The sequence below is a fragment of the Streptomyces sp. NPDC051664 genome (genome assembly GCF_044453545.1).
In the GTDB taxonomy this organism is placed as follows: Bacteria; Actinomycetota; Actinomycetes; order Streptomycetales; family Streptomycetaceae; genus Streptomyces.
In genome coordinates, this window is record NZ_JBITCU010000001.1 from 110457 (window position 1) to 131753 (window position 21297).

The 21297-nt window shown below is 69.1% G+C and carries 15 protein-coding genes and 1 tRNA gene; 8 read left to right on the forward strand and 8 right to left on the reverse strand.

Annotated elements, in window-relative coordinates; translation table 11 throughout:
- Positions 1-6 precede the first annotated feature (6 nt).
- From ACIA8E_RS00575 to ACIA8E_RS00595, 5 genes are all read right to left on the reverse strand, one after another.
- Positions 7-78: transfer RNA gene (locus tag ACIA8E_RS00575), tRNA-Gln, on the reverse strand.
- 87 nt (positions 79-165) lie between these two features.
- Positions 166-885: an HAD family hydrolase gene (locus ACIA8E_RS00580; protein WP_399292790.1), complete on the reverse strand. Its 720-nt coding sequence runs from the start codon at positions 883-885 to the stop codon at positions 166-168.
- Between the two features lie 96 nt (positions 886-981).
- On the reverse strand, positions 982-2493 hold the full coding sequence (gene gltX, locus ACIA8E_RS00585) for a glutamate--tRNA ligase (RefSeq protein ID WP_399292792.1): 1512 nt from the start codon (positions 2491-2493) through the stop codon (positions 982-984).
- Complete coding sequence (locus ACIA8E_RS00590; protein WP_030978713.1) at positions 2486-3271, reverse strand: fumarylacetoacetate hydrolase family protein; 786 nt, start codon at positions 3269-3271, stop codon at positions 2486-2488. The genes gltX and ACIA8E_RS00590 overlap by 8 nt, the downstream gene beginning before the upstream one ends.
- A gap of 82 nt (positions 3272-3353) precedes the next feature.
- Complete coding sequence (locus ACIA8E_RS00595) at positions 3354-3542, reverse strand: hypothetical protein (protein ID WP_030978711.1); 189 nt, start codon at positions 3540-3542, stop codon at positions 3354-3356.
- A 578-nt stretch (positions 3543-4120) separates the two neighbouring features.
- Here ACIA8E_RS00595 and ACIA8E_RS00600 point away from each other — a divergent pair.
- From ACIA8E_RS00600 to ACIA8E_RS00635, 8 genes are all read left to right on the forward strand, one after another.
- Complete coding sequence (locus ACIA8E_RS00600) at positions 4121-7831, forward strand: nitrate- and nitrite sensing domain-containing protein (protein ID WP_399292795.1); 3711 nt, start codon at positions 4121-4123, stop codon at positions 7829-7831.
- Positions 7832-7840: 9 nt separating this feature from the next.
- Complete coding sequence (locus tag ACIA8E_RS00605) at positions 7841-8254, forward strand: roadblock/LC7 domain-containing protein (RefSeq protein WP_024495006.1); 414 nt, start codon at positions 7841-7843, stop codon at positions 8252-8254.
- A 134-nt stretch (positions 8255-8388) separates the two neighbouring features.
- Positions 8389-8796 (forward strand): DUF742 domain-containing protein, encoded by a 408-nt coding sequence (locus ACIA8E_RS00610; protein ID WP_030978706.1) that lies wholly within the window; start codon positions 8389-8391, stop codon positions 8794-8796.
- On the forward strand, positions 8777-9358 hold the full coding sequence (locus ACIA8E_RS00615) for an ATP/GTP-binding protein (protein ID WP_073738725.1): 582 nt from the start codon (positions 8777-8779) through the stop codon (positions 9356-9358). The genes ACIA8E_RS00610 and ACIA8E_RS00615 overlap by 20 nt, the downstream gene beginning before the upstream one ends.
- Before the next feature lie 361 nt (positions 9359-9719).
- On the forward strand, positions 9720-12902 hold the full coding sequence (locus tag ACIA8E_RS00620; RefSeq protein ID WP_399292797.1) for a nitrate- and nitrite sensing domain-containing protein: 3183 nt from the start codon (positions 9720-9722) through the stop codon (positions 12900-12902).
- A gap of 10 nt (positions 12903-12912) precedes the next feature.
- Positions 12913-13326: a roadblock/LC7 domain-containing protein gene (locus ACIA8E_RS00625; RefSeq protein ID WP_030980891.1), complete on the forward strand. Its 414-nt coding sequence runs from the start codon at positions 12913-12915 to the stop codon at positions 13324-13326.
- A gap of 89 nt (positions 13327-13415) precedes the next feature.
- Entirely contained in the window at positions 13416-14081 is a 666-nt protein-coding gene (locus ACIA8E_RS00630) for a DUF742 domain-containing protein (RefSeq protein WP_399292799.1), read from the forward strand.
- Positions 14062-14643, forward strand: a complete 582-nt coding sequence (locus tag ACIA8E_RS00635; RefSeq protein WP_014048542.1) for an ATP/GTP-binding protein — start codon at positions 14062-14064, stop codon at positions 14641-14643. The genes ACIA8E_RS00630 and ACIA8E_RS00635 overlap by 20 nt, the downstream gene beginning before the upstream one ends.
- Positions 14644-14728: 85 nt before the next feature.
- Here the strand turns inward: ACIA8E_RS00635 and ACIA8E_RS00640 are convergent, their stop codons facing one another.
- The 3 genes from ACIA8E_RS00640 to ACIA8E_RS00650 all read right to left on the reverse strand — a co-directional run bounded on the left by ACIA8E_RS00640 (position 14729) and on the right by ACIA8E_RS00650 (position 20973).
- Positions 14729-14935: an acyl-CoA carboxylase subunit epsilon gene (locus tag ACIA8E_RS00640; RefSeq protein WP_399292801.1), complete on the reverse strand. Its 207-nt coding sequence runs from the start codon at positions 14933-14935 to the stop codon at positions 14729-14731.
- A gap of 63 nt (positions 14936-14998) precedes the next feature.
- On the reverse strand, positions 14999-16582 hold the full coding sequence (locus ACIA8E_RS00645; protein ID WP_030928728.1) for an acyl-CoA carboxylase subunit beta: 1584 nt from the start codon (positions 16580-16582) through the stop codon (positions 14999-15001).
- A 518-nt stretch (positions 16583-17100) separates the two neighbouring features.
- The gene (locus tag ACIA8E_RS00650) at positions 17101-20973 is read right to left on the reverse strand and encodes an endo-alpha-N-acetylgalactosaminidase family protein (protein WP_399292803.1); all 3873 of its coding nucleotides are present in this window, start codon (positions 20971-20973) and stop codon (positions 17101-17103) included.
- Positions 20974-21297: the final 324 nt, after the last annotated feature.

The following is a 21297-nucleotide window of genomic DNA, read 5'->3' on the forward strand; positions in this document are numbered from 1 at the left end:
TCTGCGCTGGGCTACCAGGACTCGAACCTAGAATGACGGTACCAGAAACCGTAGTGTTGCCAATTACACCATAGCCCACCAAAACTCAACCCCCAGAGGGGATTTTGTTTGGCTTGCGCCTCCCGGCCGGATCTTTCGGCCCGCTCGGGCGGCGCAGGAAGAACATTACCTGAAGGTGTCCGGCGCTCCAAAACGGGTATTGCCCGCCAAGAGCCCGGGGAGCTGCTCAAGGCCGGTGATCCGGACCAGCTCGGGCCGTCCGCCACGCCCGTCCCTGTCCAGCCAGACCCCTTTCAGCCCGGCCGCCACGGCCCCACCGGCGTCGATGTCCGGGTGGTCGCCGACGTACACCACGTCCTGCGGCGCCAGCCCGAGCGTGTCGCAGGCGGCGTGGAACGCCCCGGCCTCGGGCTTGGAGATGCCGAGCTCCACCGCGCACACCACGGCCTCGAAGCGGTCCCGCACGCCGAGGGTGCGCAGTTTGCGGTCCTGGTTGATGATGCTGGAATTCGACAGGACAGCATGCCGGTAGCGGTCGGCCAGCAGGTCCAGAGCCGGCACCGCGTCCGGGAAGAGCGCCCAGGCGGCCTCGTAGTGGACGACGTGCCGGCCGAACCAGTCGTCGGCCTCCGCGTCCGTCAGCGAGCGCCCGAGGAACGCACGGACCCGGTCCCGGCGCTGCCCCCGGAAGTCGGTCTCCCCGGCCGCGAAACGCGCCCACTGCACGTCGGTGATGGCCCGCCATGCGTCGAGGGCCTGCTCGACCGACGTGTATCCGGCAGGCAGGCCCTCGCTCGCCAGATGTTCGCGCATACCGACACGGTCGGCGCCCGTGTAGTCGAAGATCGTGTCGTCGATGTCCCAGATCACGGCTCGGATCGGCATGGGACCACGCTACCGCTCAGCCGGAGCTCGGCCACGCGGAAGGGGGCGGCCTCCGGATGAACCGGTGACCGCCCCCTTCGGGCGTACGCGAGACGCTTACGCGGCCAGCTTCGCCAGTGCCGCGTCGATCCGGGCGAGCGTCTTCTCGCGCCCCAGGATCTCAAGGGACTCGAAGAGCGGCAGACCGATCGTGCGGCCGGTGACGGCGACGCGTACCGGCGCCTGGGCCTTGCCGAGCTTCAGGCCGTGCTCCTCACCGGCGGCGAGGACGGCGTTCTTCAGGGCCTCGGCGTTCCACGCGGCGTCGACCAGCTTCGCGCGGGCGGTGACGAGCAGGGCGTCGGAACCCTCCTTCATCGCCTTGGCCCAGGACGCCTCGTCCTCGACCGGCTCGTCGAGGAAGAGGAAGTCGACGTTGGCCGTGATGTCCGAAAGGACGGTGACACGGGTCTGGGCGTAGGGGGCGATGGCCTCGAACCGGGCGGCGTCGAAGGCCTCCGGGGCCCACGGGGCGAACGGGGCCTTCAGCCAGGGACCGCACGACTCGGTGAAGGTCTTCACGTCGAGCATGCGGATGTGCTCGGCGTTGATGTGCTCGCACTTCTTCAGGTCGAAGCGCGCCGGGTTGGCGTTGACGTCCTTGATGTCGAACGCCGCCACCATCTCCTCGATGGAGAAGATGTCGCGGTCCTCGGCGATCGACCAGCCCAGCAGGGAGAGGTAGTTGAGCAGTCCCTGGGAGAGGAAGCCGCGCTCGCGGTAGAGGTTGAGCGAGGCCTGCGGGTCACGCTTGGAGAGCTTCTTGTTGCCCTCGCCCATGACGTACGGCAGGTGCCCGAAGACAGGGGTCTCCTTGGCGATGCCCAGCTCGATCAGCGCCTTGTAGAGGGCGATCTGGCGCGGGGTGGAGGAGAGCAGGTCCTCGCCGCGCAGTACGTGGGTGATCTCCATCAGCGCATCGTCGACCGGGTTGACGAGCGTGTAGAGCGGGGCGCCGTTGGCCCGGACGATGCCGTAGTCCGGCACGTTCTCCGGCTGGAAGGTCAACTCGCCGCGGACCAGGTCCGTAAAGGTGAGCGCCTCGTCGGGCATCCGGAAGCGGACGATGGACGTCCGGCCCTCGGCCTCGTACGCGGCGGTCTGCTCGGCGGTCAGGTCGCGGCAGTGGCCGTCGTAGCCGGACGGCTTGCCGGCGGCGCGCGCGGCGTCGCGGCGTGCGTCGAGCTCCTCGGTGGTGCAGTAGCAGTGGTACGCGTACCCGCCGGCGAGAAGCTTCTCGGCGACGTCCTTGTAGATGTCCATGCGCTGCGACTGCCGGTACGGGGCGTGCGGGCCGCCGACCTCGGGGCCCTCGTCCCAGTCGAAACCGAGCCAGCGCATCGAGTCGAGCAGCTGGTCGTACGACTCCTCGGAGTCGCGGGCCGCGTCGGTGTCCTCGATCCGGAAGACCAGGGTGCCGCCGTGGTGCCGGGCGAAGGCCCAGTTGAAGAGGGCGGTGCGGACCAGACCCACGTGGGGGTTGCCGGTCGGGGAGGGACAGAACCGTACGCGGGGGGGTACCCCCTGCTCGAGCGAAGCCGAGAGCTTGGGGGAGTTCGTGTTAGCCACGCTTGATCACCTTGTTGGTGAGAGTGCCGATGCCTTCGATGGAGACGGCGACCTCGTCGCCGACGTGCAGGGGTCCGACCCCTGCCGGAGTGCCGGTGAGGATCACATCGCCCGGGAGCAGCGTCATGGCCTCCGTGATGTGGACGACCAGATCCTCGATGGAGCGGATCATTTCGCTCGTACGTCCCAGTTGACGTTGCTCGCCGTTGACCGTGGCCTGAATGGCGAGGTCGCTGGGGTCGAGGTCGGTCTCCACCCAGGGGCCGAGCGGGCAGGACGTGTCGAAGCCCTTGGCCCGGGCCCACTGCTTCTCGCGCTTCTGGGCATCGCGGGCGGTGACGTCGTTGGCGCAGGTGTAGCCGAAGATGACGTCCTTGACGCGCTCACGCGGCACTTCGCGGCACATCCGGCCGATGACCACGGCCAGCTCGGCCTCGTAGTGCACTTCGTTGGAGAAGGAGGGGTACTCGATGGCGTCCCCGGAGCCGATCACCGACGTGGTGGGCTTGAAGAAGGCGACCGGTACGTCCGGGACCTCGTTGCCGAGTTCTGCGGCGTGCTCCGCGTAGTTGCGGCCGATGGCCACGACCTTGTTGGGGAGCACGGGCGGCAGCAGCCGGACCTTGCTCAGCGGGACCTTGGTACCGGAGAGCTCGAAGTCGGCGTACGGGATGCCCTTGATGATGTCGAGGACGAGGTCACCGGAGTCGACGGTGCCGTCGCCCTCAACCGCGCCGAAGGCGACATTGCCGTCGATGGAGAACCTGGCGATGCGCACGGGATGCTGTCGCCCCTCACTTGCTGGCTGGCTGAAGACTGACGCCCCAGGCTAACGCGGGTGAGGGGGACAATCGCGCGCATTACTCGGCGGTGGCGGCCATCGCCGGGGCTTCCATCAGGATGGTGCGACGCGGGTTGGCCGTCTGCGTCGGCAGGTCGACGGCGTGCTCCGGCTGTTCCGGCGTCTGCAGCACTTCGGCGTCCTTGAGGTGCGCCAGCGTGGTGCGCCGGGGGTTGGCAATGTTGCGGAACATCATCGTCGTCTTCATCTGCCGTTGAGACCCTGTCGGTACGGGCGCCTCCCGGAGGGGCGCGGGTTGTCGGATTTGCCATCCCTGTAAAGCGTCAGGCTAAACATCCAATTCCCTCCGGATCCCCGGAAGAGACGACGATCATCATGTGAGTTTGCTCACGAAGCAGTCGACAATTACCTCATTCCGGGCGCCCGATCTTGATCGAAGAAACGGACATTGCGTCACTGAATGAACCATTCCGCTGCTGATCATGTCGACTGGGACACCCCTCACCCCCACCACATCCGCCCATGATGAACCAGTTTGCCCCTAAACACTCTCCACGACTTGTTACCTGGCCATCACAACGTGTCACTCCGGTCACAGCGTGACGCGGGGGCCTTGTTGGAGATCCGGCACTGTGCTGGAATTCCACGCACCGCCGCGGGTTTCAGGCCGGCGCGCAGGGGCGCAACGCAGCGCCGAGTGGCGGCGGGAAGGGGAAGAGCGCCGGTCACTCACGACCACCATGGGGCGGGAAAAACGCCCCACGACGCCGACACCGTCCCGCCCGTCTACGCGGGGGGACGCCTGGTCCAGAGGTTGCGACGCTAGTGCAGGGACGTTTCAAGAGGGATGGCAGCGCTGCGGCGGAACAGGAGCCGCACGGCGGGACCGACCGCGGTTCCTCGCCCCAGCACGCCCAGAACCCCGGACCGGCCGCGGCCGGCGACAGCAGCGAGCGCGCCCCGCGCTCGGCCGGCCCGGCGAGCAGCAGCGCCGATCCGGTCACCCCGCTCATGCCCCGGGGCGCCGTCAGCACGGGCTCGCGACTAGCTCTTCGGAACTGGCGCATCAGTACGCGCCTGATCTCACTGCTCGCCCTTCCTGTAGTCGCTGCGACCACCCTGGGTGGTCTGCGCATCAACGACTCCATGAACGACATACAGCAGCTGGACCACATGCAGCTGCTCACCCAGATGACCAAGCAGGCGACCACGCTCGCCCAGGCGCTCCAGGAGGAGCGCGACCGGTCGGCCGGTCCGCTGTCCAACGGGGTCAAGGCCGACGACTACAAGGTCGCCGAGCCGCGCAAGCGGACCGACCGGGCGAAGTCCGCGTTCTTCGACGCGACGAACGCGATCGGCAACACCGACGGCGACGAGGCCCTCGAAGGCATCTACTCGAGCGTTTCGCAGATCGCCAGCCAGCTCAGCCAGATCCGCGACATCCGCAAGGACGCGTACACGCCGGGCAGCCCGAGCCTTCAGACCGTCGACGCGTACAGCCAGTTGATCACCTCGCTGCTGAGCCTCTCGCAGGACATGGCGCAGGCGACCAGCAACCCCGAGATGATCAAGCGGACCCGCGCCCTGGCGGCGTTCTCCTCCGCCAAGGAGTACGCGTCGGTCCAGCGGGCGATCATCGCCGCTGCGCTGCCGGGCGGCGGTGGCCAAAAGGGTTCCCACCTCGACCAGAACGACCGGCAGTTCGGCCGCGCCGCCCTCCACAAGGAGACGCTGGCGCTGAAGTCGTTCAACGTGACCTACTCGGCCTCGGGACAGAACGCCGAGGAGCTGACAGCGACGCTGGAGAACGGCAACAACCCGGAGATCAAGGCCGCCGACACCTATGCGCAGAAGGTGCTCGACAGCCCCACCGGCATGGCGGGCACGGCGCAGCGTTCGTACCTGGACTGGTACGAACAGAGCTCCACCAAGATCCAGGCGATGAAGACCATCGAGGAGACCCTCCTCAGCGACATGGAGGGCAAGGCCCGCGAGCTTCGCGACCAGTCGCAGCGCGAGGCCATCATCAGCGGTGCGCTCATCCTGCTGGTGCTCGGTGTCTCGCTGGTCGGCGCCTTCGTCGTCGCCCGGTCCATGATCCGCTCGCTGCGGCGGCTGCAGGACACCGCCACCCGGGTCGCCCAGGACCGTCTGCCGGAGCTCGTCAAGCAGCTCTCCGAGGCGGACCCGCAGGACGTCGACACCTCGGTCGAGTCGGTCGGTGTGCACTCCCGCGACGAGATCGGCAAGGTGGCCGCGGCCTTCGACGACGTGCACCGTGAGGCCGTCCGCCTCGCCGCCGAGCAGGCGCTGCTGCGAGGCAACGTCAACGCGATGTTCACCAACCTCTCGCGGCGTTCGCAGGGTCTCATCCAGCGTCAGCTCTCGCTCATCTCCGAACTGGAGTCCCGCGAGGCCGACCCGGACCAGCTGTCGTCCCTCTTCAAGCTCGACCACCTCGCGACCCGTATGCGCCGTAACGGCGAAAACCTCCTCGTCCTCGCGGGCGAGGAGCCGGGCCGCCGGTGGACCCGCCCCGTCCCGCTGGTCGACGTTCTCCGTGCCGCCGCCTCCGAGGTGGAGCAGTACGAGCGCATCGAACTGGCCGCGGTGCCCGCCACCGAGGTCGCCGGCCGTGTGGTCAACGACCTCGTGCACCTGCTCGCCGAGCTGCTGGAGAACGCCACGTCGTTCTCCTCTCCGCAGACGAAGGTCCGGGTCACCGGTCACGCGCTGCCCGACGGGCGGGTGCTCGTGGAGATCCACGACACCGGTATCGGCCTCTCCCCCGAGGACCTCGCGGCGATCAACGAGCGGCTCGCTTCGCCGCCCACCGTGGATGTCTCGGTCTCGCGCCGCATGGGTCTGTTCGTGGTCGGCCGGCTGTCCCTGCGTCACGGCATCCGGATCCAGCTGCGGCCGTCCGACTCCGGTGGCACGACCGCGCTGGTCATGCTCCCTGTCGATGTCGCGCACGGCGGCAAGCAGCCGGCACCGAAGCCGGCCGCGGGCCAGCAGCGCGCCGCCGGCAACGGCGCCGTTGCCGGCACCGGCAACCGGCCGGGGCTCGGCGCGGCTGCCGGTGCGCAGCGCGGACAGGTCGGTGCGGGCTCCGGTCCGCGGGCCGCACTGCCGGCGCGTGACGGCGGCGGTCCTCGCCAGCCGCAGAACCCGCAGGGCCAGCCGAATCAGCAGGGTCAGCCGAACCAGCAGCGTCAGCAGAACGCCGGGTTCCAGAGTGCCGGGCTCTCGGGCACCGGCCCGCAGGACTTCGCGCGGCAGGAGCCGCCGCGTCAGAGCGGCGGGCTCTCCGGCGCCTTCGGCGGCGGCGCCCGGCTCGGTGCACCGGGCGGTCAGGGCGATCCCGGCCGTACGGACCAGGGCCAGTCCAACCTGTTCGGTCAGAGCCGGCCGGGGCAGTACGACCAGCCTGGCCACCAGAGCGGTCCGTCCGGACGGCAGGCGCCGCAGCCACAGCAGGCCCGGCACAACACCCCCGACAACCAGGGCGGCTTCCAGCAGTCCGGCGGCCCGGGCAACCCCGGCCGTCAGCTGCCGCCCGTCGGTGGTCCCCGTGCCGAACTGCCCGGTGGCAACCCGCAGCCGCAGCGCCCGCAGACCACCAGCTGGGGCACCGAGAACCCGTCGGTGCCGCGGCGCAACCCGCTCGACGCCCCGCGCGGTCACGAGGAGCCCGAGTCCACCGGCCAGTTCCAGCGGCCGATGAACCCGGCCATGGGCCAGCGTCCCCCGCTGGACGACCGGCAGGGTCCCGGCTCCACCGCCGAGTTCGCCCGTCCGGACTTCTCGGCCCCGGCCCCGCAGGGCCACCTCCCGCAGCACCAGGACCCGGCGGGCACCGCGCAGTTCGCCCGTCCGGACTTCGGCCGTCCGCAGCCGTCGCAGGACCAGGGGCTGCCGGCTCCGCGTCCGCACGGCCGGGACAACGAGGACTTCCGTGCTCCGCGTCCGGCTGCCGCTCCCGCGGCTGAGGGGCAGTACCGTCCGGTCCTGCCGCCGCAGCCGCAGCCCGAGGCGCTGCCTCCGGCGGGCCCCGGGGACGGTCGTACGCCGCTGTACGACACCCTGGAGACGAACTGGTTCCACGGCCCGCAGCAGGGCGGTCAGCAGCAGCCCGCCGGGCCGCAGGCACCGTCCGCCCCGCAGCAGGCCCCCCAGGACCGTCCCGCTGCCCCGATGCCGCGTCGCGGTGCGGGTGACACGGGCGCCACCACCAGTACCTGGCGTACCTCGCCGAACGACGAACTCGTCCGGCAGGCGGAGCGGGCCAAGAAGCCCGCAGCAGGCGGAATTACCACTTCCGGTCTGCCACGCCGGGTGCCGCGTGCCAATCTGGTGCCGGGCACCGCCCAGCAGCAGAGCCACCAGTCGGGACCTCAGGTTTCGCGTGCGCCCGATGATGTGCGCGGGCGACTGACCAATCTCCGCCGGGGTATCCAGCAAGGTCGGCAGGCCAACAACGGCTCGTCGACCGGCAGTTTCCCACTCGGCCCCACTCACCAGCAGGAGCGTTAGTTGAGCCCGATGAGTCAGGCCGCACAGAATCTGAACTGGTTGATCACCAACTTCGTGGACAACACCCCCGGGGTGTCGCACACGGTGGTGGTGTCCGCCGACGGACTCCTGCTGGCCATGTCCGAAGGATTCCCGCGGGACCGTGCCGACCAGCTGGCGGCCGTCGCTTCCGGGCTGACCTCGCTGACCGCGGGCGCCTCCCGGATCTTCGAGGGCGGCGCCGTCAGCCAGACCGTGGTGGAGATGGAGCGCGGGTTCCTCTTCCTGATGTCCGTCTCGGACGGCTCCTCGCTGGCCGTGCTCGCCCACCCGGACGCCGACATCGGTCTGGTCGGGTACGAGATGGCCCTGCTCGTCGACCGCGCGGGAACAGTCCTGACCCCCGATCTCCGCGCCGAGCTCCAGGGCAGCCTGCTCCACTGAGGCGGCCATGAACCGGTGACCGACGCGATCCCCCCAGGTACCGCACTCCCACCATCGACCGTCCGGCCGCTTCAGCCCCCCACCGGCCCCTTCAGACGGCAAGCCGACACCAAGCTGTCACGCCCGGAGGATTCATGACCCCGCCACCCGCCTCACCCGATCCGTACGGCGCACTGCACCACGCGTCGTACGAAGGTGAAGGCGACCAGCCGCTGGTCCGTCCGTATGCCATGACCGGCGGCCGGACCCGGCCGCGCTACCAGCTCGCCATAGAGGCGCTGGTGTCGACCACGGCCGACCCGGCGCACCTGGGGACGCTGCTCCCGGAGCACCAGCGGATCTGCCACCTCTGCCGTGAGGTCAAGTCGGTGGCCGAGGTGTCGGCACTGCTGTCGATGCCGCTCGGTGTGGCCCGGATCCTTGTCGCGGATCTGGCGGAAGCCGGCATGGTGGCCATCCACCAGCCGGGCAACGGAGAGGCCGGCGGCGCGCCGGATGTGACACTGCTCGAAAGGGTGCTCAGTGGACTTCGCAAGCTCTAGCGGCGGTGCGGCCCGGGCCACCACCTCGGCGAAGATCGTGGTGGCGGGTGGTTTCGGCGTGGGTAAGACCACGTTCGTCGGTGCCGTTTCGGAGATCAACCCGCTGCGTACGGAAGCCGTGATGACGTCCGCGTCCGCGGGCATCGACGATCTGACGCACACCGGCGGCAAGACCACCACGACGGTGGCCATGGACTTCGGCCGTATCACCCTGGACCAGGACCTGATCCTGTACCTCTTCGGTACGCCCGGTCAGGACCGGTTCTGGTTCATGTGGGACGACCTCGTCCGCGGCGCGATCGGCGCCGTCGTCCTCGTCGACACCCGGCGTCTCGCCGACTGCTTCCCGGCCGTCGACTACTTCGAGAACAGCGGACTGCCGTTCGTCATCGCCCTCAACGGCTTCGACGGACACCAGCCGTACACCCCCGACGAGGTGCGCGAGGCCCTGCAGATCGGCCCCGACACCCCGATCATCACGACGGACGCCCGCCACCGCGGCGATGCGAAGAGCGGCCTGATCACGCTCGTCGAGCATGCGCTGATGGCTCGGCTCAAGTAGCCGAAGGCTCGCCGCAAGTCGGTATAGGGATACGGAAGTTGCTGTAGTCGCACGGGGGTGGACTGTGTCCTTTGACACGATCCACCCCCGCGTTCATAACGTTTCGAAAGAGAATTGCTCCGGCTCCAACACCCGATGCATTCGCCTGGTGTCACTGTGCTCACATGAGCCCCGCCTTTTGACGGGGCTCGCTCTTTATGCCCGTTTTATCTGAGGCCTGGACCACTCGGAATGGCTGATTCCGACTGTTTGGAACGCGGCCTGTCCCCGTGCTGCAATTCGACGAAACTCCCGAGTAGTACGGCCCTGAACGAGAAAAACGGCACAGCGTAGGTGCCGACGCCGAGAGGTTGTTGGTCGAGTGAGGCGTAGCAACGAGGGCTCCGCGGCGCAGCGGGAGCGGGGCAACTTCACCCCGCCGCCGCGCACCGCGGCGCCACCCGCCGAAGTGTCCGAAGAGGCACCGGCCGGCGGCAGCACAAGTCGGCTGTCCCCGCGCAACTGGCGGGTGCCCACCCGGCTGAACGCGATCCTTCTGATCCCTGTACTGGTCGGCCTGGTCATGGGCGGCTTCCAGGTGAAGGGGTCGATCGACACCTGGAGAGAGGCCCAGGACGCCGAGAAGACCGCGCTGATCGTGCGCGCGGCCTCGGTGTACGGACAGGCGCTGCTCAACGAGCGTGACCTCTCCGCCCGGTCCCTGCTGTCGAACCAGCGCGACGCAGCCGTCGTCGGCCAGGTGTACGCCGCCACGGACGCGGCCGCCGCCAAGTTCGACGAGGCCGTACAGGGCATGCCGAAGAAGCACGGCCTGGAGCGCCGTCTTCAGCTGTTCAAGCAGGAGGAGCCCAAACTCCCCGACCTGCGCAAGGCCGCCTACGCCGAGGCCATGGACCCGGTGAAGACGGAAGAGGGCTACGTCAAGGTCCAGCACTCCCTGATGGAGTTCTGCAACGAGCTCGGCCTCGGCACCGGCAACATCACGAGCTACGGCCGTACGGTCTACGCGATCGAGCTGGCCAAGGCCGCAGAATCGCTTCAGCGCTCCATCGGTATGCACCTGCTGGTGCGCCCGAGCCAGGAGAACGGCAAGTTCAACGCCCAGGTCAAGGCGTTCGGCTCGTACAACTACCTGGAGCAGATCGCCCTCGGCGAGTTCGTCTCCGGTGGTACGGAGGCCGACGCTGCCCGCCTGAAGCAGGTGATGGCCGCCAAGGCGGCCGACGGCGCCAAGAAGCTGAAGGCCGCGAAGGCACAGGCGGACGCGGCAGGTCTGCCGTTCGTCGCGCCGCCCAGCATCGACGGCTCCGTCTTCGACGGGATGGCCCAGCAGATCGGTCAGGGCCAGCAGCCCGACAAGCTGGCCCGGAAGGGCATCACGCCCGAGACCTGGATGGCCGCCTCCACCGCCAAGTTCGACGGCTACACCACGGTCGAGGACGAGCTCGTCGACAAGGCGGTGACCGAGGCGGCGGACATCTCGTCCAGCGCCAAGACCGACGCCATCGTCAACGCCGCGATCGTGATCGTGGCCCTGCTGGCCGCCTTCATCCTGGCCGGCCTCGTGGCCCGCCAGATGAGCCGCTCGATGCGCCAGCTGCGTACCGCCGCCTTCTCGATCGCCGAGCAGCGGCTGCCGATGCTCGTCGACCAGCTGTCGCGGACCGAGCCGGGCCGGGTCGACACCCGCGTCCAGCCCATCCCGATCACCACCCGGGACGAGATCGGCGAGGTCGCCCGCGCCTTCGACCAGGTGCACCGCGAGGCGGTTCGGCTGGCTGCCGAGCAGGCCATGCTCCGAGGCAACGTCAACGCGATCTTCACCAACCTGTCGCGCCGCAACCAGTCGCTGATCGAGGGCCAGCTGACCCTCATCACCGACCTGGAGAACAACGAGGCCGACCCGGACCAGCTGGAGAGCCTGTTCCGGCTGGACCACCTGGCCACCCGTATGCGCCGCAACGGCGAGAACCTCCTCGTCCTCGCCGGCGAGGAGCCGGGCCGCCGCTGGAACCAGCCGGTTCCGCTGGTCGACGTCCTGCGGGCCGCCTCCTCCGAGGTGGAGTCGTACGAGCGCATCGAGCTCTCCGGCGTTCCGGAGACCGAGATCCACGGCCAGGCCGTCACCGACCTCGTGCACCTGCTGGCCGAGCTGCTGGAGAACGCCACCACGTTCTCCTCGCCGCAGACCAAGGTCCGCGTCACCGCGACCCGGCTGCCGGACAGCCGCGTGATGGTCGAGATCCACGACAAGGGCATCGGCCTCACGGCCGAGGACTTCGCGGACATCAACCACAAGCTGGCCAACCCGCCGACAGTGGACGCCGCGGTGTCCCAGCGGATGGGTCTCTTCGTGGTCGGCCGGCTCGCCGACCGGCACGGCATCCGGGTCCAGCTGCGCCCCTCGGGCGAGCAGGCCGGAACCACCTCGCTGGTCATGCTGCCGGACGCGATCACGCACGGCGGCGGCGGTGAGCTCGAACCGCTCGCCTCCCAGGACGACTTCACGGTCTCCTCGATCATCCCGCGGCAGCAGGCCTTCGAACCTCTTCCGCACCTGCCCCAGATGCGTACGGCGGCGGAGCTCGGCTTCGACGACTCGCGTTACGAGGACCCGGCGGTCGACCCCGCGCAGCTGGACCCGGTGGGCCGCTCGCTGATGCGTGAGGAGCGCCGGGCCGCGCTGGAGGCCCAGACGGGCGGCGAACGCCCGCAGTTCCAGGAGGACGCGTTCCAGGGCAATGCGTACCAGGACGCCTCCTACGCCGAGGACACGTACGCACAGGACCCGCAGCAGGAGCAGTACACGCAGGCGGCGTACGACAGTTCCTACGACGCGTACAGCGGCGACAGCGGCTACGCCGAGCAGTCCGACTACCCGTCGCAGGGCGGCTATACGGAAGCGGCATATGCCGCTTCCGAGAGCGCTCAGCGGGGCTACGAGGACCAGTTCGCCACCCAGCCCCACCAGGGAGAGTGGGCAGATCAGGGCGCGTATCAGGGTGCGTACGAGCCCATATCGCAGGCCGAACCGGAATCTGTTCCGAGCGCTCCCGCCGAGCCGCAGGAGCGCGTAGGCTTCGACCGTTCGGGTCCCACCCCGAACGTCGGCAGCGAGATGACCGATGCCGGTCTGCCGCGCCGGGGCGGTCAGCAGCACTGGCAGCCCACGGGCCGCGGAAACGACCAGTCCGTCGCAGCGCAGCAGCAGCCGCAGCAGCAGGAATTGCCGCAGAGGCCGTCGCCCGCGCCGCAGGACGGGAACGGCTCCGACGACTGGCGCTCGACGAACGACGAGCGCTGGGAGCGGGCCGACAAGCTCCGGGAGCCGAAGGCGGGTGGGGTCACCCCGTCCGGCCTTCCCCGGCGAGTGCCCAAGGCCAATCTGGTCGAGGGCACGGCGGAGCAGACCCAGCAGGGCGGCCCTCAGGTCTCCCGCGCCCCTGAGGACGTCCGGGGCAGGTTGAGCAACCTGCGCCGGGGCATTCAGCGGGGACGTAACGCTGGTTCGGACACAAGTAATACCTACAACCAGGAGCGTTAGTGTGAGCCCGATGAGCCAGGCGGCGCAGAATCTCAACTGGTTGATCACCAACTTCGTGGACAACACCCCCGGGGTGTCGCACACGGTGGTGGTCTCCGCCGACGGACTCCTGCTGGCCATGTCCGAAGGATTCCCGCGGGACCGTGCCGACCAGCTGGCGGCCGTCGCTTCCGGCCTGACCTCGCTGACCGCGGGCGCCTCGCGGATCTTCGAGGGCGGCGCGGTGAATCAGACAGTTGTGGAGATGGAGCGCGGATTCCTCTTCATCATGTCCATCTCCGACGGATCTTCGCTGGCTGTTCTCGCCCACCCCGACGCCGATATCGGTCTGGTTGGATACGAAATGGCCCTTCTGGTCGATCGTGCAGGCACGGTCCTCACCCCGGACCTCCGTGCCGAACTGCAGGGAAGTCTTCTTAACTAGTAGACAGACAGTGCGTCATGCGTCACCGCACCATAAGGTGCGGTGGCGCGGCCCCACTGGGACCGGGACCGGCAGTCGGAGGAGGAATTGTGGCAACACCCCCAGGCGGACACCAGTACGACGGTGGTCAGCAAGTACCGGGCGAGCACGGGGACAACCGTTACAACTTCCCCTCCACACCCAGCAGACAGGGCTCGCAGCAGCCTTATGAGCCCCAGCAGCCGTACCCGCGTCGGCAGACGCAGGACGGTGGGTGGCAGCAGGCGCAGGACGGTGGGTGGCAGCAGGACGGTGGGTGGCAGCAGCAGCCGCCGCAGCACCCTCAGCGCCCGCATCGGATCGAATCGCCCCAGCAGCCCCGTATTCAGACGGTGCAGCCGCGTCGTCCCGCCGAGCCCGCCGCTCCCGCCGCCCACAACCCGCTGGTCCGTCCGTACGCCATGACCGGCGGCCGGACCCGACCGCGATACCAGCTCGCCATTGAGGCGTTGGTCAGTACCACGGCCGATCCGTCGCGGCTGCAAGGGCAGTTGCCCGAGCACCAGCGGATCTGCCGGCTGTGCTTCGAGATCAAGTCGGTTGCCGAGATCTCGGCGCTTCTCACGATCCCCCTCGGCGTTGCCCGGATCCTCGTAGCCGACCTGGCCGAGGCCGGACTCGTCGCTATCCATCAGCCCGGCGGCGACGAGTCCGCCGGCGGCCAGCCAGATGTGACACTGCTCGAAAGGGTGCTCAGTGGACTTCGCAAGCTCTAGCGGCGGAGCAGCCCGCTCCACTACCTCCGCGAAGATCGTGGTGGCAGGGGGCTTCGGCGTGGGTAAGACCACGTTCGTCGGTGCCGTTTCGGAGATCAACCCGCTGCGCACCGAAGCCGTGATGACGTCCGCGTCCGCGGGCATCGACGATCTGACGCACACCGGGGACAAGACCACCACGACGGTGGCCATGGACTTCGGCCGTATCACCCTGGACCAGGACCTGATCCTGTACCTCTTCGGTACGCCCGGTCAGGACCGGTTCTGGTTCATGTGGGACGACCTCGTCCGCGGCGCGATCGGCGCCGTCGTCCTCGTCGACACCCGGCGTCTCGCCGACTGCTTCCCGGCCGTCGACTACTTCGAGAACAGCGGACTGCCGTTCGTCATCGCCCTCAACGGCTTCGACGGACACCAGCCGTACACCCCCGACGAGGTGCGCGAGGCCCTGCAGATCGGCCCCGACACCCCGATCCTCACCACGGACGCCCGCCACCGCGCGGATGCCAAGAGCGCGCTCATCACGCTCGTGGAGCACGCGCTGATGGCGCGCCTGCGGTAGGCTCCGGCAGCCATACGAAGAGGCCCCGCACTCCCGAGGGAGTGCGGGGCCTCTCGCATGCTGCGGGCCGTCTGCTGGGCCGCTGTCAGCCCTGCCAGGAGTGCGGGGCGCGGAAGCCCGGGGTGCGCTCGAGGCGGCGCCAGCCGGCGTGGGTACGGCCGCGGTGGGCCGGGGCGGCGGCGGGGGTGGCGGCGGCGCGGGCGAGCAGGACCGCGGTTATCGCGGCCAGCTCCTCGGGGTCGGCAAGACCCTTCTCGACGCGCAGCACGGACTCGGCAGGAGTGGCGCTCATGGATGTCTCTCCGTCTTCTCGGCAGTACGTGGCGGGCTGTGCGGGGTGGTGCACCGACCGCGGCTACTGCGGGGGGTTGCCGTGCTTGCGGGACGGCAGATCGGCGTGCTTGGACCGGAGCATCGCGAGCGAGGCGATCAGCACCTCGCGCGTCTCGGCAGGGTCGATGACGTCGTCGACCAGTCCGCGCTCTGCGGCGTAGTACGGATGCATCAGTTCGGCCTTGTACTCCTTGACCATGCGGATCCGCATGGCCTCCGGGTCCTCGGCGTCGGCGATCTGCCGACGGAAGATGACGTTGGCGGCACCTTCGGCGCCCATGACGGCGATCTCGTTGGTGGGCCAGGCGTAGGTCAGGTCGGCACCGATGGACTGGCTGTCCATCACGATGTACGCACCGCCGTACGCCTTGCGCAGGATCAGCGAGATCCTCGGCACCGTGGCGTTGCAGTACGCGTAGAGCAGCTTCGCCCCGTGCCGGATGATTCCACCGTGCTCCTGATCGACGCCGGGCAGGAAGCCGGGTACGTCCAATAGAGTGATGATGGGAATGTTGAATGCATCACACATCTGGACGAAGCGGGCCGCCTTCTCGGACGCCTCGATGTCCAGGACCCCCGCCAGGGACTGCGGCTGGTTGGCGACGATGCCGACGACCTGACCGTCGAGCCGGGCCAGGGCGCAGATGATGTTGCGGGCCCAGCGCTCGTGGATCTCGAGGTAGTCGCCGTCGTCGACAAGCTCCTCGATGACCTTGTGCATGTCGTACGGGCGGTTGCCGTCGGCGGGCACCAGGTCGAGCAGGACGTCGCCGCGCCGGTCGGCCGGGTCGTCACTCGCCACGGTGGGCGGGTTCTCCCGGTTGTTCGACGGGAGCATCCCGATCAGGTACCGGACCTCGGCGATGCAGGTCTCCTCGTCGTCGTACGCGAAGTGCGCGACGCCCGAGGTCTCGGCGTGCACATCGGCGCCGCCGAGCCCGTTCTGCGAGATCTCCTCGCCGGTGACCGCCTTCACGACGTCCGGTCCCGTGATGAACATCTGGGAGGTCTCGCGGACCATGAACACGAAGTCGGTGAGGGCGGGGCTGTAGGCCGCGCCGCCCGCGCACGGGCCGAGCATCACGCTGATCTGCGGGATGACACCGGAGGCCCGGGTGTTGCGCTGGAAGATGCCGCCGTATCCGGCGAGCGCGCTGACGCCCTCCTGGATCCGGGCCCCTGCGCCGTCGTTCAGCGAGACCAGCGGGGCACCCGCCGAGATCGCCATGTCCATGATCTTGTGGATCTTCGTGGCGTGGGCCTCACCAAGTGCGCCGCCGAAGATCCGGAAGTCGTGCGCGTAGACGAAGACCGTGCGGCCCTCGACCGTGCCCCAGCCGGTGATGACACCGTCGGTGTACGGCTTCTTCTCCTCCAGGCCGAATCCGGTTGCCCGGTGCCGGCGCAGCTGCTCGACCTCCTTGAACGAATCCGGGTCCAGGAGCAGCTCGATGCGCTCACGGGCCGTCAGCTTGCCCTTGGCGTGCTGGGCCTCGGTCGCCCGGTCACTCGGTCCGCGCCGCGCCTGCTCACGCAGTGCCAGCAGTTCGGCCACCCGGCCACGGGTGTCTGTCGGCTCGCCCGGGGTTTCGTCCACAACGGTCATGTATCGACCCTACGAAGCCGACCAAGAGAAACGTGCCGTCGACTCTGCACAGTCTCCCGACCCGTTTCCTGGTGGAGCCGGACAGAACCCTTGCGCCATGCAGGCGAACCACCAGCCCGCGACCGCCCCCGTTTGTGTGGGCTCCACAAAGGCTCACTGTGTCGTACTGCACATACCGGTGAGTCCGAGGTACACACCGGTGGGTCCCCTGGGCGTCCATCGCCCGTGCGTACTGCGCCTGGCGGAAGTCCTCCGGACGGCCCACGACCGGTTCGCCCAAGTGGGTGACGGTCAGCCGCACGGCCTCGCGGAAGGCGTCCCGCACGGCTGCGGGCACGACGTCCGGGGCATCCGGACGGAGCAGGACCCGACGGGGGTGGAACCAGTCACTGATCGGCCTCTCCCCCGCACCGCCCTGGCGGACACGGCGGAGTCCGGTGAGAATACCCCGGCCTTACGGGAAGGGGGGTGGGACCGGGATCGGTCCCACCCCCCTTCTCTGCTCACTGCCGGCTCAGTCAGCTTCCACAGTGGAACCGCGCGTTACCCCAGTCCGCGTGGTCGTTGCCGTTGCCGTCGCCGCCGTCCGCGACGACCAGGTCGACGTACTTCGCGCCGGTGACGTCCGCCGTGAGCGACCAGGCGGTGTCGGCCGCCTTGAGGACCGGCGACTTCACCTTCTCCGTCCCGTCGGCCCCGACGCTGAACTGCACACTGCCGGCTGTCTTCTGCACATCGTCCACGCCCACCTCGGCGGTGAACGACGTGCACCTGCCGCCCAGGTAGTAGCGGATGTTCGCCGGGGCGTGGCTGCCGAGGCCCTTGGCGTAGACGGTGCCGCCGATCGTCAGCGGAGTGCCGTCTCCGACGCCCGTCTCACCGTTGGAGAGATCGCGCTCGACCGGTCCCCAGCCGTTGCTCGACGCCGTCCAGTCCAGGTCGCTGGCCCAGCTGTCCGTGGTGGGCGGCGGCGGCAGGGTCCGTACGGACGTCTGCGCACCGAGGGTCCGCTTCGCCCCGCCGACCGTGTATGACGCCTCGGCGCCCAGGCCGTACGTCCGGTACTCGGCGTCCACCGGCGGGGTGACCTGCCAGCTTCCGGTGACCTTGGCTCCCGCCGCCACGGAGTCGAAGGTGACGGCGCCCACAGGCTCCGCCTTCCAGCCGTCGGGGACCGTGAGGCCGACCGACACGCCGGTCGCAGCCGTCGCCTCGTAGTTGGTGAAGCTCGCCTTGACGACGTTGGCCGTGCCCGGCTCCAAGGTCTCGGCGGCGGGGTCGACGCTGAGCGTGCCGCAGGCGGCCTGCTCACCGGCGGGGGCGTGACCGAGGTCGGTCACGGTGAACCCGTCCAGGACGAAGTCGGCGCCCTCGGGTGCGTCATCGCGCTTGCGGAGCCCGGTCCAGGTGTCGCCGCAGCCCGCTGTGACGGTCTCGGCGAAGTGCCCGTCGGTGCGCTGCTGCCCGATCGCGGTGGTCCGGGTCTCGACCGAGTCGGGGTCGCCGTCGGCCGTGATCCGGTCGTAGCCGTCCACCCACTCGTAGGCGCCGGCGTGGCTGGACTGGTAGTCGTACTCGATCCTGTACCGGTGGCCGTCGGCCATCGGCACCGTCCAGGGCGCGGTCCGGTAGACGAGTCCGCTGTTCTCCTCATGGGCCTTGAGGGATTCCTTGCCGCCGATCACGTCGTCGACGAGCTTCCCGTTCCAGCCGGCCTGGGTGTACGGGGCGTGCAGCTGGGAGATGACGGTCCGGGGGTCGGTGGAGCCGCCCGCGTCGCCCTTGAGGAAGGGGCCCCAGCCCTGGTCGACGTCCTCGAAGTCCTCGTACACGACGGTGTTCTTCTTGGTCACCGGAGCGTTGGCGACGATCCGTACGTCATCGGCCCGCACCGTCGCGGCGCTGCCGTCGGCCGCTTCGATACGGAACGTGGTGCGGCCGTCCGCGGGGGCCGTCAAGTTCACCTTGACCCGCTGGAAGTAGGTGCCGTGCCAGTCCGAAGCGGCGACGTAGTCCTCGGCCGTGGAACGGTCCACGGCGACGGACCTGCCGCCGATCGAGAGCGTCGTGTGCCGGGTCTTCCCGGGCTGGACCTCGATCAGCGCGGAGGCGGTGTAGCGCGCGCCGGGCTTGAGGCCGGAGATGCGCTGCGCGACGGCGGCCGTGCCGCCGCCGGAGAGCTTCGCGCTGTTGCGGCCCTGGTCGTCGGTGTCACGGGCGACGGTGCCGGTCTTCGACCAGTCGTCGAGCCCGTTGTCGTTGAAGCCGGGGTCGTCGACCGCGCTGCCCTCGCCCCACTCCGGGTCGGCGGCGGCGGGTGCGTGGTCCGGGTAGAGGACGTACGGCTGTCCGGCGGTGGCCGTCAGCGTGATCTTCCCGTCGACGGGCCGGACCGTGCCGGTCTTGACCCGGCCGTTGTCGGTGAGCTTGTAGACGGTGTACGTGCCCTTGGACGGCACCGACCAGCTGCTCGTACCACCGGACTTGCTGTAGTGGTAGAGCTTCTTGCCGCCGTCCCACGGCAGCAGGTAGTCGGTGCCGCTGAGCACCTTGCGGCCGTGGTCGTAGAAGGTCCGCCTGCCGTCCTCGACCGTGCCCCGGACACTGCCGGTGAACGTGATGTCGTTGCCGTCCCAGCGGGTGATCTTCTGCTGCTGGAGGTACTTGGCGGGCAGGTTGCGCTGCCAGATGTTGTCGTAGAAGGCGTTCCAGTCGGTCTCGCCGGTCCAGCCCTCGAACTCGTCGATGGCGGTCTGGCCGAGGACCGGGTCGTTGTTCCAGACGTCCTTCTCGCTGTTGCGGATGAACCGGATGATCTGCGAGTTGAGGCCCTTGTTGGTGGCGCCGCCGTAGTCGAGGTCATTGGCCCAGTGCGACCAGAGCGAGCCGCGCTCGAACTTGTCGGCCCACTCGGTGGCGACGTTCCAGCCCTGCTTCTGCACGGACTGCAGGGTCTTGTCGGCGATCCAGCCGTGCGTGTAATAGACGTCGATGTAGAGCAGGCTGAGGTTGGGGTCGGTCTCGTCGCGCAGCTGCTGGAAGCGGCGGGCCAGGTTGCCGCTGTTGATGTCGCTCCGCTGGTCGATGTAGTAGCTCTGACCGAGCCAGTTCCAGCCGGGCTTCGTCCTGTCGACGAGCTTCTCGTCGAAGGCGTGGGCATCCGCGTACGCCTCGGTGGCGTTGACGTGCACGCCGAAGGTGGCACCCCACTTCTTGCCGTCCTTCAGCAGCGTGTTGAGGTCCTTCAGCCCGCCGGCGCGCTTGTTGTAGTTACCGCCGTAGTCGGGGTGGGCGGAGTCGTGGCCCTCGGAGGCGTAGCCCTTGAGCAACGCCAGCTGACCGAGGCCGTCGGTGGCGAGCGAGACCCGCTTGACGTCGTCGAGGGTGCGCAGGAACGGGTGGGTGGCCTGGCTGGCGAAGTTGAACGGGATGTGGGTGATCACCCGGTTCGCGGTGTCGTCGCTGCCGGGCGCGGTGACGCCGATGGTGCGGAACGCGACGGCGCCGTCCTGCCAGTCGACGGTCTTGTCGCCGTTGGCGTCGGGGGTGACGACGACCTTGGCCCAGGGCAGGTTCGCGCCGCTCTCCGGCTTCGGTGCGCCGTCGCCGCGGTAGGTCCACTGCCCGGACCAGACGCCGACCCGGACGGTGCCGTCGTCGGCCTTGCGGGCCTGGTGCCAGAACCGGGCGTCATCGCCCCCGGTGGCGCCGGACGGCTTGTCGTACGAGGAGTTGGACTCGACGGCCGCGGCGAGCGAGCCGGTGTTGACGATCGCGTACGAGGCGCCGACCGGCGCCTTGTCGGCCGCGGTGTCCCCGGTGACCCGGTCGAAGACGTCGGCGGTCTTCGTCGAGTCCGGGTCGAGGCGGGTGAACGCGGTGGCGGCGCCGGTGTCCGCGGAGCCGACGGAGACCAGGTCGTGGCCGGGGATGTCGATGGTGCCGACCCGGAACGTCTCGGTGTCACGGACGGCCGTCACCTTGAAGGTGGTGGTGCGTCCGGAGACCGAGAGCGAGGCGTCGATCTCGACGCCGGGCAGGTCGGGGAAGGTGAGCGTGTACCGCGCGGTCGTGGCGGTGACCTCGGGCGCACCCTTCGGCTGCACCGCGTGCGCGGCACCGTTGAGGGTGACGGCGGTGACCGGCTGTGTACTGCCGAGCAGTTGGTTGCCGCTGGCCCGGTCGGTGTACGAAAGGACGCGCGGGAAGTCGTCGGCGACAGCGACCGAGAGCTGCGGGGATCCGATGACGGCGGCGTCCGCGGGGACGGCCGTGCCGGCTGCGGCGGGGGGCGGGGTGGCGGCTGCGGCGGGGAGTGCGGTCCCCACGAGCGCCAGGACGGCGGCTGAGGCGGCGGCGACAGCGCCCGCCGAAGTGAATCTTCGCGACATGTGCCCTGAGTAGTCCCCATGTCGGGACACCGTCAACGACGTGGGGCCCCGATGTGCGTGCCAGTCCAACAACCGCGATGCGTAAGTCCAAGTGGCCGGTGTACGGGCCGAGACGGGTGCGGTGTTCACTTCCTGATCACGCAGTCAGGACCCACCCCGCAACCGCCCGCCAATTACCGTTCACACGCGACGAGTTGTGAAGAATTCTCATTCTTGAGAGCGCTCTCAGTCACAACCCTTGACGCTGATGGCGGCCGTCGCAAGAGTGGTGCGCACCGCGGACGCCCCTTGTTCCACCTCCCCGCACGATCGTTCCCGTCCGCG

Coding starts and splice junctions, on each gene's coding strand:
- ACIA8E_RS00580 (WP_399292790.1), bottom strand. CDS start 885: ATGCCGATCCGAGCCGTGATCTGGGACATCGACGACACGATCTTCGAC.
- ACIA8E_RS00595 (WP_030978711.1), bottom strand. CDS start 3,542: ATGAAGACGACGATGATGTTCCGCAACATTGCCAACCCCCGGCGCACC.
- ACIA8E_RS00605 (WP_024495006.1), top strand. CDS start 7,841: ATGAGTCAGGCCGCACAGAATCTGAACTGGTTGATCACCAACTTCGTG.
- ACIA8E_RS00610 (WP_030978706.1), top strand. CDS start 8,389: ATGACCCCGCCACCCGCCTCACCCGATCCGTACGGCGCACTGCACCAC.
- ACIA8E_RS00625 (WP_030980891.1), top strand. CDS start 12,913: ATGAGCCAGGCGGCGCAGAATCTCAACTGGTTGATCACCAACTTCGTG.
- ACIA8E_RS00640 (WP_399292801.1), bottom strand. CDS start 14,935: ATGAGCGCCACTCCTGCCGAGTCCGTGCTGCGCGTCGAGAAGGGTCTT.
- ACIA8E_RS00645 (WP_030928728.1), bottom strand. CDS start 16,582: ATGACCGTTGTGGACGAAACCCCGGGCGAGCCGACAGACACCCGTGGC.
- ACIA8E_RS00650 (WP_399292803.1), bottom strand. CDS start 20,973: ATGTCGCGAAGATTCACTTCGGCGGGCGCTGTCGCCGCCGCCTCAGCC.